Source organism: Serratia sp. PL7 (assembly GCF_945957435.1).
Map to the genome: position 1 here is coordinate 176,741 of NZ_CAMFLB010000010.1, position 15,403 is coordinate 192,143.

The 15,403-nt window shown below is 55.4% G+C and carries 13 protein-coding genes; 6 read left to right on the forward strand and 7 right to left on the reverse strand.

Annotated features, from left to right (window positions below):
* Positions 1-109 precede the first annotated feature (109 nt).
* Positions 110-385 (reverse strand): hypothetical protein, encoded by a 276-nt coding sequence (locus N6G83_RS31360; RefSeq protein ID WP_211136006.1) that lies wholly within the window; start codon positions 383-385, stop codon positions 110-112.
* Between the two features lie 133 nt (positions 386-518).
* A complete protein-coding gene (locus tag N6G83_RS31365; RefSeq protein WP_211136005.1) occupies positions 519-1,784 on the reverse strand; it encodes a mechanosensitive ion channel family protein in 1,266 nt (421 codons plus the stop codon).
* Positions 1,785-2,022: 238 nt separating this feature from the next.
* Between N6G83_RS31365 and malZ the strand changes: the two genes are divergently transcribed.
* Positions 2,023-3,846 (forward strand): maltodextrin glucosidase, encoded by a 1,824-nt coding sequence (malZ, locus tag N6G83_RS31370; RefSeq protein ID WP_211136004.1) that lies wholly within the window; start codon positions 2,023-2,025, stop codon positions 3,844-3,846.
* A 46-nt stretch (positions 3,847-3,892) separates the two neighbouring features.
* Here the strand turns inward: malZ and ggt are convergent, their stop codons facing one another.
* The 3 genes from ggt to N6G83_RS31385 all read right to left on the reverse strand — a co-directional run bounded on the left by ggt (position 3,893) and on the right by N6G83_RS31385 (position 7,298).
* Positions 3,893-5,656 carry a gamma-glutamyltransferase gene (gene ggt, locus N6G83_RS31375; protein ID WP_211136003.1) on the reverse strand — a complete coding sequence of 588 codons (1,764 nt, stop codon included), beginning with the start codon at positions 5,654-5,656 and terminating at the stop codon, positions 3,893-3,895.
* 227 nt (positions 5,657-5,883) lie between these two features.
* Positions 5,884-6,486 carry a peroxiredoxin C gene (locus tag N6G83_RS31380; RefSeq protein ID WP_024483916.1) on the reverse strand — a complete coding sequence of 201 codons (603 nt, stop codon included), beginning with the start codon at positions 6,484-6,486 and terminating at the stop codon, positions 5,884-5,886.
* A gap of 230 nt (positions 6,487-6,716) precedes the next feature.
* A complete protein-coding gene (locus tag N6G83_RS31385; RefSeq protein WP_024528658.1) occupies positions 6,717-7,298 on the reverse strand; it encodes an ACP phosphodiesterase in 582 nt (193 codons plus the stop codon).
* Positions 7,299-7,415: 117 nt separating this feature from the next.
* On the opposite strand from N6G83_RS31385, the gene queA reads away from it, so the two are divergent.
* The 5 genes from queA (at position 7,416) to secF (ending at position 12,901) form a co-directional block, all read left to right on the forward strand.
* On the forward strand, positions 7,416-8,486 hold the full coding sequence (gene queA / locus N6G83_RS31390; protein WP_211136002.1) for a tRNA preQ1(34) S-adenosylmethionine ribosyltransferase-isomerase QueA: 1,071 nt from the start codon (positions 7,416-7,418) through the stop codon (positions 8,484-8,486).
* 72 nt (positions 8,487-8,558) lie between these two features.
* Entirely contained in the window at positions 8,559-9,683 is a 1,125-nt protein-coding gene (tgt, locus tag N6G83_RS31395; RefSeq protein ID WP_021805505.1) for a tRNA guanosine(34) transglycosylase Tgt, read from the forward strand.
* Positions 9,684-9,716: 33 nt separating this feature from the next.
* Positions 9,717-10,049: a preprotein translocase subunit YajC gene (yajC, locus tag N6G83_RS31400; protein ID WP_021180200.1), complete on the forward strand. Its 333-nt coding sequence runs from the start codon at positions 9,717-9,719 to the stop codon at positions 10,047-10,049.
* A 25-nt stretch (positions 10,050-10,074) separates the two neighbouring features.
* Entirely contained in the window at positions 10,075-11,922 is a 1,848-nt protein-coding gene (gene secD, locus N6G83_RS31405; protein ID WP_024528656.1) for a protein translocase subunit SecD, read from the forward strand.
* A gap of 10 nt (positions 11,923-11,932) precedes the next feature.
* The gene (secF, locus tag N6G83_RS31410; protein ID WP_024528655.1) at positions 11,933-12,901 is read left to right on the forward strand and encodes a protein translocase subunit SecF; all 969 of its coding nucleotides are present in this window, start codon (positions 11,933-11,935) and stop codon (positions 12,899-12,901) included.
* 56 nt (positions 12,902-12,957) lie between these two features.
* On the opposite strand, the gene ttrR is transcribed toward secF, so the two are convergent.
* The gene (gene ttrR, locus N6G83_RS31415) at positions 12,958-13,572 is read right to left on the reverse strand and encodes a tetrathionate respiration response regulator TtrR (protein WP_074030761.1); all 615 of its coding nucleotides are present in this window, start codon (positions 13,570-13,572) and stop codon (positions 12,958-12,960) included.
* A complete protein-coding gene (ttrS, locus tag N6G83_RS31420) occupies positions 13,547-15,286 on the reverse strand; it encodes a tetrathionate respiration histidine kinase TtrS (protein WP_409529732.1) in 1,740 nt (579 codons plus the stop codon). The genes ttrR and ttrS overlap by 26 nt, the downstream gene beginning before the upstream one ends.
* Between the last annotated feature and the right edge of the window lie 117 nt (positions 15,287-15,403).

Below are 15,403 nucleotides of genomic sequence, written 5' to 3' on the forward strand. Positions count from 1 at the left end.
AGCAGAGGGTAAGAACAAGAAAGGCAAGATATTACGCAAAGCAATCAACTAGCTCTATCGGTTCCATTGGGAGAGGGTGAGAGGAGTAGACTGAAGACAACGCTCCTCACTACTGTATTAATATGTTTTCCTCTTCCGTATCGCCATCACCGGCCGCTCTGGCCTCCATCACCAAACTGCTTTCGCATAACCGTTCTTCCCTCCCTTCTCCAGAGCAGCGTGCCAGTACTTCGCGAATATCCATCATACTGCTGCTCAAGGCGCTGAGCGCTGGTTGCAATGTGCGGCTCATCTGGCTTTCGTCCAGGGTGGCGCTGTGCAGGTAGCCAGCAAACATCAGCGTGGCCAATAAGGTGATCAGACGGTGTTTTGACGATGTTAACAAGATGCCTGCTCCGAACAGTAAAATGGCGTGTGGGTATTAATAGCCATTCGGCGGCAGAAAGAAAGTCAGAGGAGATATCTGTTGGCAATCGGTTGAAGATAATTACCAACAGAAATAATTTCGTCAGGTTACGTCAGGGGGTATTGGGCGCGGGCTGCAGGTTTGCCAGCATGCTGCGCATGTCGTTGCCGCTTGGCGTCTGGTGAATGCGCAAATCGAATTCGCCGATCACCGCCAGCAGATGATCGAAGATATCCGATTGAATCCCTTCGTATTCTGCCCACACCGTCGTGTTGGTAAAGGCGTAAATCTCCAGCGGTAACCCTTCCGGCGTTGGCGCCAGTTGGCGCACCATCAGCGTCATATTCTGGTGGATACCCGGGTGCGAACGTAAATAAGCCACCAGATAGGCGCGCAGGGTACCGACGTTGGTCAGGCGGCGGCCGTTAAGCGGCGAACTGAGGTCCACCTCGCTCTGCTGATTGTACTTACCCAGTTCCTGGGTTTTATCGTTCAGATAGCGTTGCAACAGGGGGTTGCGGTTGAGGCGTTCCCGCTCCTCTGACGTCAGGAAGTGCACGCTGGTGGTGTCGATATTGATGCTGCGCTTGATGCGGCGGCCACCGGATTCAGACATCGAACGCCAGTTCTTGAACGAATCAGAGATCAGTGCGTAGGTGGGAATGGTGGTGACGGTGTTGTCCCAGTTTCTGACCTTGACCGTGGTCAGGCCGATATCGGTGACCGCGCCGTCGGCACCGTATTTGGGCATCTCCAGCCAATCGCCAATTTTCAGCATATCGTTGGCCGAAAGCTGGATCCCGGCGACCAGGCCAAGAATGGGATCTTTAAACACCAACATCAAGACGGCCGTCATGGCCCCTAAACCGCTGAGTAACAGTAGCGGTGAGCGCCCCATCAGCAGTGAGATGATCATGATGCCAATAAAGATGGCGGCGACCAGTTTCACCCCCTGAAAGATGCCACGCAGCGGGAGTTGGTTGGCAAGCGGGCTTTGGCGCATCAGAGTCAACAGCGTGTCGAGCAGTGAGAACAACGTCAGCAGGGAGAATAACAGGATCCACACCTGCGCCGCAGTGACGATAATTGCCTGAGTCTGGCTGCCATTATGCAGCCACAGCACCGCCTGCACATTGATGATCACCCCTTGCAGCAGTAGGGCGGCACGCTGGAAGAGTTTATGTTGGGTGATGGCCTGCTGCCAGAGATGTTGTGAATGTTGGCCACGGCGCTGGATAGCGGTCAGCACCACGCGGTGCAGCACCAGATGGATCACCACGGAAATCAGTGCGATCAGCCCAAGCACCATCGCCAGCGACACCATGTCGGTGAATTCCAGCCCAATGCTTTCCAGCCATTGTCTTATTTGTTGTTGCATACCCGCTCCCTCCAAACTACGTAAAAAACATCCAATAAAGCTAAAACCCGTTAGCCTAAAGCTTATCGGGCATGATATGTGTCTGTTTACCCACTTTTACATTGTAAATCAGCATCTCCACCCCTCGGCTCATCCCCGAGTTTATGACTGAAAGAGGAGGGAGAAAGGTGCTCAACGTGGCATGGTGCGTGGCATTGCATTCGTCGTCGATTGGGTTTGCTACAACAGGAGAAAATTCATGCTAAATGCCTGGCATCAGCCGGTTCCACCCTTTGTGGTGAATAAGGGGCAGCGTCTGGAGATCGCTTTGTGGTTACAAAGTGATGAGTTGCCTGAACAGGTTTTTTTACGCGTCGAGCCAGACAATGAAGAGTGGTTGCTGATCATGAAGCCTAAGGCGGTAGAGGGGCTCTGGCGCTACCAGGCCAGCCTGACGCTGCACGAAGGGGAACCGGTACGGCGCTACTGTTTTAAACTGCTGTGGGCCGATCGTCAGCAGTGGTTTGGCCCGCAGGGCTGGTCGCTGACCCCTCCGGGGCAGCTGGCACAGTTTGCCGTAGATGAACCAGATAGCAGCCCAGGTTGGGTGGCCGATCAGGTGTTTTATCAGATTTTCCCCGATCGCTTTGCCAGCAGCGGCGGGGAGCATGGCATCCAGAGTGGCAGTTATCACCATTATGCCGCCGGAAGTGATGTGATACGTCTTGACTGGCAACACCCGTTGGAAGATGAGCATGCTGCTTCGACCTTTTACGGTGGCGATCTGGACGGCATCAGCGAGAAGCTGCCCTACTTGCAGAGGCTTGGTGTCACCGCCCTGTATCTGAACCCGATTTTCACCTCACCCAGCGTCCATAAGTACGATACCGAAGATTACTATCAGGTCGATCCCTACTTCGGCGGTAATGACGCCTTGCTGCGTTTGCGAGTAAGCACTCACAAGGTGGGAATGAAACTGGTGCTGGACGGCGTATTTAACCATACCGGCGACTCCCATCCTTGGTTCGATCGCTATCAACAGGCTGAGGGGGGCGCATGCCACCATCCCGATTCCCCGTATCGTGGCTGGTTCAACTTCTACCCGGACGGTAACGTGCTGAGTTGGAAGGGCAATACCAATCTGCCCAAGCTCAACTTTGCCGAACCGCAGGTGGTCGATACTATTTATCGGGCGGACAATAGCGTAGTACGTCATTGGTTACGCCCGCCGTACAGCATCGATGGCTGGCGGTTGGACGTGGTGCATATGCTGGGGGAAAACGGCGGTGCAGCGGGGAACCTACATCACCTGGCCGGAATGTATCAGGCAATCAAGCAAGAGAACCCAGATGCCTATGTGCTGGGCGAACATTTTGGCGACGCGCGCCGCTGGCTGCATGCCGGGGTTGAAGACGCCGCCATGAACTATATGGGCTTTGCCTTGCCGGTTAGGGCGTTTCTGGCCGGTGTCGACGTGGCTTATCATCCGGTGCTGCTGGATGCGGCAGACTGTGCGCAGTGGATGGACGGTTACCGGGCCGGATTGTCCCATAACCGCCAACTGATCCAGTTCAATCAGTTAGATAGCCACGACACGGCGCGTTTCTTGACCTTGCTGGATAACAATCCGCGCCGTATGCAGATGGCGGCGGTATGGCTGCTGGCGTGGATTGGCGTGCCTTGCCTGTATTACGGTGATGAAATTGGTCTGGATGGCGGCAACGATCCCTTCTGCCGCAAGACGTTCCCTTGGGACGAAAGCCAATGGGATCGGCCACTGTTGGCCTTGTTCAGCCGCCTGACGGCACTGCGTAAGCAGAGTAAGGCGTTACGCCGTGGCGGCTGCCAGGTGCTGTATGCGCAAGGAGAGACGCTGGTGTTTGTGCGTACTTACCAGCGGGAGCAGGTACTGGTGGCGTTGCAGCGCAGCGATAGTGGCGAAGTTGAACTGCCTTATAGCCCGCTGTTGCGAGAGGGTAAATGGCAGCTAGTGGAAGGGGAAGGCGAACGGGTTGCGCAGGAAGGTGGCTTGCGGTTGCAGTTGGCAGCCGAGTCGGCCAGCGTGTGGCGGCTACGTAGCTGACGTTTGCTAAAGGTTTACCCGCCAATCGGCGGGTAAACCTGATTCGTCAGTATCCCACTGCAGATCCAGCCGGACGGCGTACGTCATTGGCTCCGTACAGGTAGCCTTCACGGACGCGTCCAGAAACGGCAGAATCATTACCCGAGTTGGCCGGGCTGACACCCGCCGCGCCTGGTAATCCCACCAAAATCAGCTCTGCGGCGCCCCAAGGGGTTTGCTCAACCATCTTGTAGCCCATCTCCTTGAGGATTTTCAGCGTATCAGCAGAGACACCGCGTTGCTCGTAATAGACCTCATCCGGCAACCATTGATGATGGATCCTCGGGGCATCCACTGCTTCCTGCGGGGCCATGCCATGATCGATCACGTTCAGCGCAGTTTGTAGCGTGATGGTAATGATACGTGAACCGCCCGGCGAGCCGAGCACCATAAAGATTTTGTTGTCTTTGGTCACCAGCGTAGGGCTCATGGAGGATAGTGGGCGCTTACCGGGGGCGATGGCGTTGGCCGTTCCCTGCACCAGGCCATAGAGATTCTTCTCACCGACCTTGACGGTAAAATCATCCATCTCATCGTTGAGGAAGAAGCCGGTGCCCGGTGCGATCACCACGGCACCAAAACGGCCGTTGACGGTATAGGTGGTTGATACAGCATTCCCTTCATGATCGACAATCGAATAGTGGGTGGTTTCCGGCTTTTCGTGCGGCTCCATCCCCGGTTGTACATTGACGGAAGGCGTAGCCTGATTGGCGACGATTTTCTTACGGATCTCATCGGCGTAGCTTTTGCTCACCAGCCGATCGATCGGATTCTTGATAAACTCGGGGTCGCCGAGATAGGTATTGCGGTCCATATAAGCATGGCGCATCGCCTCGGTCATGGTGTGGATCGCCGCCGCTGAGTTAAAGCCCATGCTTTTCAGATCGTAACCCTCAACGATATTGAGGATCTCGCACAGTGTGACGCCGCCGGAGCTAGGCGGTGGCGCAGAGACGAATTTATAACCGCGATAGCTACAGGTTATCGGAGTAGCCTCGGTCACTTTGTAGTTGGCGAAGTCGGCGGCGGTGAGAATGCCTCCCCCCTGTTTGGCAGCAGCTTCAACCGCCTGCGGGATTTTTCCCTGATAGAACGCGGAGGGGCCTTCTTTGGCGATGGCTTCCAGCGTGTTAGCCAGGTCAGTTTGCACCAGGCGATCGCCCGGTTGCAGCGCAGAACCGTCTTTACGCAGGAAGATTTTGGCTGACTCCGGGTCTTGCTTGAAGCGTGCGACGGTGGTGTCGAGAATATCGGTATCGGCCCGCGTCAGGATAAAGCCCTCACGGGCCAGCCTGATGGCCGGTTCCATCACCTGTTCGCGGCTCAGCTTGCCGTACTTTTTACGTGCGGTCTCCATCCCCAGCACCGTTCCCGGTACGCCAGCGGCCAGATAACCGTACAGGCTGGCGTCTTTTTTCACCTTGCCTTGCGCATCAAGATACATGTCGGCACTGGCCGCCGCCGGAGCGGTTTCACGGAAGTTGATAAAGGTATCGGTGCCATCGGCCAGATGCAGAGTCATGAAACCGCCGCCGCCGATATTGCCGCAGCAAGGGTTAACTACCGCCTGGGCATAGCCAACCGCGACCGCAGCATCCACCGCGTTGCCCCCCATCTTGAGAATATCTACGCCGACCTGTGAGGCCAGATGCTGCGAGGTGACCACCATGCCATTTTGCGCTTCCACCGCCGGGTTTGAGGCGGCATATAGCTGGCTGCTGACCAGCAAGGCTGCCAAGGTCAGCGGTTGACTCCATTTTTGCAAAAACATAACGACTCCTGTGTTGATCCCTGTGTTTTTATTTGTCCCGCCGGTGTTGCAAAGCGCAGGCCAACCTATGAAGAGTAGCTATGGATAGGGAATACGACGGTAGGAGAAGTGAAAAATGTGAAGCGAAACAGGGGAGTATTGCACTGGAGGGGAGCGGTTGCACCGATTTTGGGCATAAAAAAAACCGGCCAGCAGGGCTGACCGGTTCTGACACTTACAGGCTGAAATTACAGCTTGGAAGCGTTCTCAGACAGGTATTTAGCTACGCCGTCTGGAGATGCGCCCATACCTGCTTTGCCTTTTTCCCACTGAGCTGGGCACACTTCGCCGTGCTCTTCGTGGAATTGCAGCGCGTCAACGGTACGGATCATTTCGTCGATGTTACGGCCGATTGGCAGGTCGTTGACGATCTGGGAACGAACAATGCCGTTCTTGTCGATCAGGAAAGAACCACGCAGGGCAACGCCCGCTTCTGGGTGTTCGATGCCGTAAGCTTTCTGAATTTCGCGCTTAACGTCAGCAACCATTGCGTATTTCACTTCACCGATGCCGCCTTTGTCGACAGGGGTTTTACGCCATGCGTTATGGACGAATTCTGAGTCGAAGGAAACGCCTACAACTTCAACGCCGCGCTTCTGGAACTCTTCATAGCGGTGATCGAAAGCGATCAGCTCAGAAGGACATACGAAGGTGAAGTCCATCGGCCAGAAGAACAGTACGGCTGGTTTGCCGTTCAGGTGCTTCTTCAGGTTGAAGTTTTCTACGATTTCGCCATTGCCTAAAACGGCTGCAGCGGTGAAGTCAGGGGCTTGACGAGTTACCAGGACCATAATTACTCCTGTAATAGTAGTTCAATGGGTTGATGTAAAAGCAGGGGCCAGTATAAGGGCCACCACTCGGTGAGGGAAGGGTGAAAGACCAATCAATGAGATAGCTTCCACCTATCAAACCGAGAGAATAAATTTAGCAGTCTTTCAAAATAACCTTTTCGTACAAAAGGGCAAGGACAAAAAGCCACATTCCGTTAACTGAATGAGTAATAGGGCTTTTTATCCAGCGATCACAATGACTTGTTTCTGGCCTGTTCCATCATTCGGGGATAAAACTGCCAGAACTGTGTTTCAAGCTGATGATACTGGTGCTCCACGTCGGCAAAGGAGCCAGCCAGTGCGGCCAGTCGTGGACGGCGGCTAGCCATACCCTCTAATACATCGCCGATAAACGGTAGCTCGGCGTAACGCTCCAACCAGCGTTCGGGCCAAAGATAGCTGTTCAGGTTCTGGAAGCGCTGTGGCGTTTGCGGCAGATGCGGCACAATCAGGTTACGAGCTTGCTGGGTGAAGCTCTGCAAACTGCACGTCGGCTCAAGCTGTTGCCAGTGGCGGGCCAGAAAGTGATCCCAAACCACGTCGAGCGTAATGGGGGCGACGCGGCGGAATTGCGGGCTGAAATAGTCGCGGCAGGCTTTGACTTCCGGTTGGATATCGGTCAAAACATCGACGCGCCGATGCATCATGATGCCAGCCACTACCGCCGGGTCGTAATCACCTGCGGGGTTGCCGCGCACGAAATCGGCGAGCAGGTTGCCAAGCAGCGAGCTTTCCGCAAGCTGGGCCAAATGGAGATGAGCGAGAAAATTCATCTGCCAACTATAACCCAAGTCATGCAATTCCTCCTTATTCCTTGCTGCTTGTCGCCCGCGGCTTTAGACTGTACCGCCTGTTTTTTCCCAATTAGCTAGCTGAAGAAGTGAATACCCATGCGCGTCGCCGATTTTTCTTTTGAGCTCCCCGAGTCTTTGATTGCCCGCTATCCACAGCCTGAGCGTAGCGGTTGCCGTTTGCTGCAGTTGGACGGGCCAAGCGGAGGCCTGACGCACGGCGTGTTCACCGATCTGCTGGATAACCTGGAAGCGGGCGATCTGCTGGTGTTCAACAATACCCGCGTGATCCCTGCGCGCCTGTTTGGCCGTAAGGTCAGCGGCGGCAAGATAGAAGTGCTGGTCGAGCGGGTGTTGGACGATCATCGGGTACTGGCCCATGTACGTGCCTCCAAATCACCCAAGCCGGGCACCGAACTGCTGCTGGGCGATGACGAAAGCATTGCCGCCACCATGGTCGCGCGCCATGACACGCTGTTCGAACTGCGCTTTAACGACGATCGTGACGTGTTCACTATCCTTAACGCGGTGGGCCATATGCCACTGCCACCGTATATCGATCGCCCGGATGAAGACGCCGACCGCGAACTGTATCAGACCGTCTACAGCGAAAAGCCGGGTGCCGTAGCGGCCCCGACGGCGGGCCTGCATTTTGATGAGCCGCTGTTGGCCGCGTTGCGCGCCAAGGGCATTGAGATGGCGTTTGTCACCTTGCACGTTGGCGCTGGCACCTTCCAGCCAGTGCGGGTGGAAACCATTGAAGAGCATGTGATGCATGCGGAGTATGCAGAAGTGCCGCAGGATGTGGTGGATGCGGTATTAGCCTGTAAGGCGCGCGGCAAAAGGGTGGTTGCCGTGGGCACCACTTCGGTGCGTTCGCTGGAAAGCGCGGCCAATGCTTGCCAGGATGCGCTGATCGCGCCCTTCTTCGGCGATACCAGCATCTTTATCTATCCGGGATATCACTATCAGGTGATCGATGCGCTGGTAACCAACTTCCACCTGCCAGAATCCACCCTGATCATGCTGGTCTCGGCGTTTGCCGGCTATAAAAACACCATGAACGCCTATCATCAGGCGGTGGCTGAGAACTACCGGTTCTTCAGCTACGGCGATGCCATGTTTATCAGCCGTAATCCACTGGCGGAAAGCGAATCCGTCGGGAAATAAATTCCCGGGCTACGCACACTGCGTGGTCCTGTTTTAATGACGTCAGACTGTATCTCTGACGCTGGAGGTTTTGTGAAGTACGAATTACAGACAACCGATGGCCGTGCTCGTCGCGGCCGCCTGGTCTTTGAGCGTGGCGTAGTGGAAACCCCGGCCTTTATGCCAGTGGGGACCTATGGCACGGTCAAAGGCATGACGCCGGAAGAAGTGAAAGACACCGGTGCGCAGATCCTGTTGGGTAACACCTTCCACCTGTGGCTGCGCCCAGGGCAGGAGATCATGAAGCTGCACGGCGATCTGCATGACTTTATGCAGTGGCACGGGCCGATCCTGACCGACTCCGGTGGTTTCCAGGTGTTCAGCCTGGGGGCAATGCGCAAGATTAAAGAGGAAGGCGTTTATTTCCGTAATCCGATCAACGGCGATAAGGTGTTCCTCAGCCCGGAAAAATCGATGGAGATCCAGTACGATCTGGGATCAGACATCGTGATGATTTTCGACGAATGCACGCCTTACCCGGCGGATTGGGACTATGCCAAGCGTTCGATGGAAATGTCTCTGCGTTGGGCACAGCGCAGCCGCCAGCGTTTTGATGAACTGAATAACAACAATGCGTTATTCGGCATTATCCAAGGCGGTGTTTACGAAGATTTACGTGATGTATCGGTAAAAGGGCTGGTGGAGATCGGCTTTGATGGTTACGCTGTGGGCGGTTTGGCGGTAGGTGAGCCAAAAGAGGATATGCATCGCATTCTTGAACACGTTTGCCCACAAATTCCAGAAGATAAGCCACGCTATCTGATGGGGGTTGGCAAGCCGGAAGATCTGGTTGAAGGCGTGCGTCGCGGCATCGACATGTTTGACTGCGTGATGCCAACGCGTAATGCCCGTAACGGCCATTTGTTCGTGACGGACGGTGTGGTAAAAATCCGTAATGCCAAGCATAAGGATGATACTTCCACGCTGGACAGTGAGTGCGATTGCTATACTTGTCGCCATTATAGTCGTGCCTATTTGCATCATCTCGATCGCTGCAACGAAATTCTCGGTGCGCGATTGAACACCATCCATAACTTGCGCTATTACCAACGTTTGATGGCGGGTTTACGCCAGGCCATTGAAGAGGGTAAATTAGAGCTGTTTGTGGCGGATTTCTATGGTCGGATCGGCAAACCGATACCACCTTTAAACGCTTGAATTGATAATTGATAAATTAATGAGGGAATTTTAATGAGCTTTTTCATTTCCGATGCAGTGGCAGCAGCAGGGGCTCCATCTCAGGGTAGCCCGTACTCTCTGATCATTATGCTGGTGGTGTTTGGTCTGATTTTCTATTTCATGATCCTGCGCCCACAGCAGAAACGTGCTAAAGAGCACAAAAAACTGATGGACTCCATCGGCAAGGGTGATGAAGTGTTGACCACCGGTGGTCTGATTGGCCGTGTCACTAAAGTGGCAGATACCGGTATTATTGCCATCGCGCTGAATGACACCACGGAAGTGATGATCAAGCGTGACTTCGTGGCGGCCGTTCTGCCGAAAGGTACTATGAAGGCCCTGTAATTTTGTTTTCCCTAAGGGAACTGCCGTGCTAAACCGTTATCCTCTGTGGAAGTATCTGATGTTGATCGTGGTGATCCTCGTCGGACTGCTATATGCGCTTCCCAACATTTACGGAGAGGATCCGGCCGTACAGATCACTGGCGCGCGCGGAGTCGCCGCCAGTGAAACTACGCTGGACCAAGTCCGTACTGTATTAGAAAAAGACAATATTGCGAGCAAGTCGATTGCGCTGGAAAACGGTGCCATCCTGGCTCGCTTTAAAGATCCTGACGTTCAGCTGCGCGCCCGTGAAGCCTTGATGGCGGAACTGGGTGACAAATATGTCGTCGCATTGAACCTCGCCCCGGCAACGCCTGCCTGGCTGGCGATGCTCAACGCCGAGCCGATGAAGCTGGGTCTGGATTTACGTGGTGGCGTGCACTTCCTGATGGAAGTCGACATGGACACCGCGCTGAGCAAGTTGCAAGAACAAACTATGGATACCCTGCGCAGCGAATTGCGTGAAAAGGGCATTCCTTACGCTGCGATCCGCAAGTTGGACAACAACGGCGTGGAAGTCCGCTTCCGTGACGACGCCGCTCGCGACCAGGCCATCAGCTACATGACGCCACGTCAGCGCGATCTGGTGCTTTCTGCCAATGGCAGCAACACCCTGAAAGCAACGATGACCGACGCTCGCCTGAGCGAAGCGCGTGAGTATGCGGTGCAGCAGAACATTACCATCCTGCGTAATCGTGTTAACCAGCTCGGCGTTGCCGAACCGTTGGTACAGCGCCAGGGTGCCGATCGTATCGTTGTTGAGTTGCCGGGTATCCAGGATACGGCACGCGCCAAAGAAATTTTGGGTGCGACCGCTACGCTGGAATTCCGTCTGGTAAATACCAACGCGGATGCGACCGCTGCGGCCAATGGCCGTGTACCGGGTGACTCCGAGGTGAAATACACCCGTGAAGGCCAACCGGTTGTGCTGTACAAGCGCGTCATCCTGACCGGTGACCACATTACAGACTCCACCTCCAGCACCGATGAGTACAACCAGCCGCAGGTAAATATCTCGCTGGACAGCGCTGGCGGTACTGCCATGTCCAACTTCACCAAAGACAGCATTGGTAAACCAATGGCAACGCTGTTCGTGGAGTATAAAGACAGCGGCAAGAAGGATGCCAACGGCCGTTCCGTGCTGGTGAAGCAGGAAGAAGTGATCAACGTGGCGAACATTCAGTCACGTCTGGGTAACAGCTTCCGTATCACCGGTATCAGCAACCCGAACGAAGCACGTCAGCTGTCGCTGCTGCTGCGTGCCGGTGCGTTGATTGCGCCTATCCAGATCGTGGAAGAGCGGACCATTGGTCCAACCTTGGGGCAACAGAACATCACCCAGGGCCTGGAAGCTTGCCTATGGGGCCTGGTGGCTTCGATCGTCTTTATGGTGGTCTGGTACCGCAAGTTTGGCCTGATCGCCTCTACCGCGCTGATGGCTAACCTGGTGCTGATCGTTGGCGTGATGTCTCTGCTACCAGGGGCGACGCTGACCATGCCGGGGATTGCCGGGATCGTGCTGACGCTGGCGGTGGCGGTTGATGCCAACGTACTGATAAACGAACGTATCAAGGAGGAACTGAAGAATGGACGATCCATTCAGCAGGCCATCCATGAGGGCTATAAAGGCGCGTTCTCCAGTATCGTTGATGCCAACGTCACGACGTTGATCACCGCGATCATTCTGTACGCAGTCGGTACCGGTTCGATCAAGGGCTTTGCAATTACCACCGCAATCGGTGTGGCGACGTCCATGTTCACCGCGATTGTCGGTACCCGTGCCATCGTCAACCTGCTTTACGGCGGCAAGCGCATTAACAAGCTGTCTATCTGAGGAGTGCGTTGTGGCACAGGATTATACTGTTGAACAACTCAACTACGGCCGTAAAGTCTATGACTTTATGCGCTGGGATTACCTGGCCTTCGGCATCTCTTTGGTGCTGTTGGTAGCGTCGATCGCCACCATGTCCGTGCGTGGGTTTAACTGGGGTCTGGATTTCACCGGTGGTACGGTGATTGAAATTACCCTGGAGCAACCCGCGAATCTGGACCTGATGCGCGATACGTTGGAAAAAGCCGGGTTCCAGGACCCGATTATCCAGAACTTTGGCAGCAGCCGTGACGTGATGGTGCGTATGCCACCGGCGGTCGGTACCGCAGGCCAGGAACTGGGTAACAAAGTTATTGGCGTGATCAACGAATCCGTCGATAAGAATGCGTCCGTCAAGCGTATTGAATTCGTTGGCCCGAGCGTAGGGGCAGAACTGGCACAAACCGGCGGCATGGCGCTGCTGGTGGCGTTGATCTGTATCCTGATTTACGTGGGCTTCCGTTTTGAATGGCGCTTGGCCGCGGGGGCCGTTATCGCCCTGGCGCACGACGTGGTCATCACCATGGGCGTGCTGTCGCTGTTCCATATCGAGATTGACCTGACCATCGTGGCATCCTTGATGTCGGTGATCGGTTACTCGCTGAACGACAGTATCGTGGTTTCTGACCGTATTCGTGAGAACTTCCGCAAGATCCGTCGCGGTACGCCTTATGAAATCATGAACGTCTCGCTGACGCAGACGCTGAGCCGTACCATCATGACCTCCGCCACTACGCTGATGGTGGTTCTGATGCTGTACATCTTCGGCGGCGCGATGCTGCAGGGCTTCTCCCTGACCATGCTGATCGGTGTGTCTATCGGTACCATATCCTCTATCTACGTCGCCTCTGCGCTGGCGTTGAAACTAGGTATGAAACGCGAACACATGCTGCAGCAGAAAGTGGAGAAAGAGGGCGCCGATCAGCCTTCGATCCTGCCGTGATTGCCCGGTGTGTGGCTGAATAAGCCACGCACCGTCTGAACCAGATGCCGGTCAGTTTACTCTGCCCGGCATTTTTTTTGCTCCTGAGTCGCCAACAGGTTCAACGAGCTTACCAATTCCGCCAGGCTGGTAGCCTGCATCTTCTCCATCACTTTAGAGCGGTGTACCTCTACGGTGCGTACGGCGACGAAGTAACGATCGGCGATGGCCTTGTTGGTCATACCGGCGGCAACGGCGCTGGCGATATCACGCTCGCGTGAGGTCAGCGTACTGAAACGCTGTTGTAACTGGTAGCGCTCCACCTGACGTTGAGAATGGGCGATCCCCCGTTCCAGTGCGTCGATCAGCGGTGCGGTAGCAATCGGCTTTTGCAGGAAATCCAACGCACCCAATTTCATCTCCGCTACGGCCATGGCGATATCGCCATGGCCGGTAACGATCACCACCGCCAGCGTACTTTCACGCTCACGTAGCCGCTGATGGATTTGCTGCCCATCGATCCCCGGCATGCGAATATCCAGCATTACGACGCCGCATTGGTAAGGGGCGACTTGGTCGATAAAGGTTTGGCTGTCGTTCCAGATCTTCACCCGATAGTCCAGCCCTTCGAGTAAAAAGCGGCTGGCATCGGTGACCGCCAGATCGTCATCGACCAGATGTATCAGCGCCATGGCATGTTTCCTTCTTGATCCCAGGGAAGTGCAGGGTAACGCGTAGCCCCTGCCGTTGTGGCGATATCGAATAATTTTCCAGCGTCAGCTCACCCTGTTGGCTCCTTAGCAGCCGCTGGCAGATCACCAGCCCCAGGCCAAGTCCTTCCGATTTAGTGCTGCGAAAAGGCACGAACGGCTGTGCTAACTGTTCGGCGCTGAGGCCGCCGCCATCGTCTTCCAGTATCAGCGTCTGCCGATTGCCATCGGTTTCCAGCCGCAGGGTGATCTGCTGGGAACCGGCCTGCAGGCTGTTGCTTAACAAGTTGGTGAGCACCTGCTCCAACAGTGTAGCCTGGCTATACAACTGGCTTTTCGGGGCGATGATGACGACCAAACGGCACTGAGGGTAATGCTGTTCGATGCGCATCAGCTTGATAACGTTTTCCACCAGAGGGCGCAGCGTTAGCCATTGTGCGCTTTCATGGTGTGGCGTTTTGCTGACCCATTGGCGCAGATTGACGATGGTTTCTGCCCCTCGCTGCGCCTGTTGGCCAATCTGTTCGAGGATCGGTAACAGCTCGTGCTGCGGATCGCTGCGCTCAAGGCGAATACGGCAGCCTTCGGCATAGTGGCGTATTGCCGCCAGAGGCTGGTTAAGTTCGTGAGCGAAACCGGAAGCCATCTCACCCAGGGTGCTGAGGCGTTGCGCACGGGCTAGCGCTGCTTCTCTGGCCCGCAGCGTCGTATGCATTTGTTCTAGCTCGCGCCCACGCTGGCGTACCAGGTGGCCGATCCACAGATGATTAGCGCCAAGCAGTAGCATGCCCCCGGCGAGCGCGCCAAGCAGGAGCAGATGTTGCAATGCCCAACTGTGTATCTCTTGCCAGAGTGAACGCTGTGCCGGATGGCGATCCAGATCGCGCAGCAGAAGGTCCACCTGGCGCGATGAGGCGGGTGCGCCCCAGGCTGGGAGATCTGGGGTATTCATTTGCAACAGTTGGCGGGTCAGCTCATCGACCAGGGGATCGGGCACATGGTTCAAGGCGGCAAATGACCAGTTGGGATAAAGCACGCTGCTGGTCAGGCAGGGCTGCGTGCTGGGTTTGGCCAGCAGGGCACGGTAATCACTGGCCTTTAGTAATCCCTCTTTCTCCATCTCTTCCAGCAGGCAAACCGGCACTATGGCCGCGTCCAGCGCCTTATCGCGCAGCAGATAAAGCAGGGCGTCCACGGGATAACCGCTGAAGTGCAGTTGCAGATCTTTTTCCGGATGTACGCCAGCGGCCAGTAGCTCCTTATAGCCCAGCAGATAGCCGCCAAAAGCGTCAGGGGAGACCGCGCCCACTTTTTTACCGGTGAGCTGAGTAGCCTTGGTTACGGTGCTATCGCGGCGTACCAATATCACGCTGCCTATCACGTTGTTTGAGGCATTCTGCTGATTTTTGCTGGAGCGTAAGGACACCAACCAGCGTAACGGGTAACTATTGTCCAACTGAATATACTGCGCCGGGTTGGTGAGCAGAAAATCGACCTGGCCGTTGCTGACGGCTTCCCCCATATCGGCCAGGTTCAGCGGCAACAGTTGAAAGCTTTCGTCTGGGAACTGACGATTGAGATGGTTAATTAACGGCTGCCATTGGGCCAGGGCATGTGTATCGCCGCGTAATGCCAGCACGGCGATGGTCCATTGCCCTGCCCAGGCCGGGCTCAACCAGCTGCATAACAAGATCATCAGTACTGCTTTTTTCACATCATCTCCATTTTTATGATCTCGATCGCCCGCCAGAATTGTCCTGGATCAAGCCGCAGTAGGGAATGTGGTAAACCACAATATGGGCGGTCGTACGCC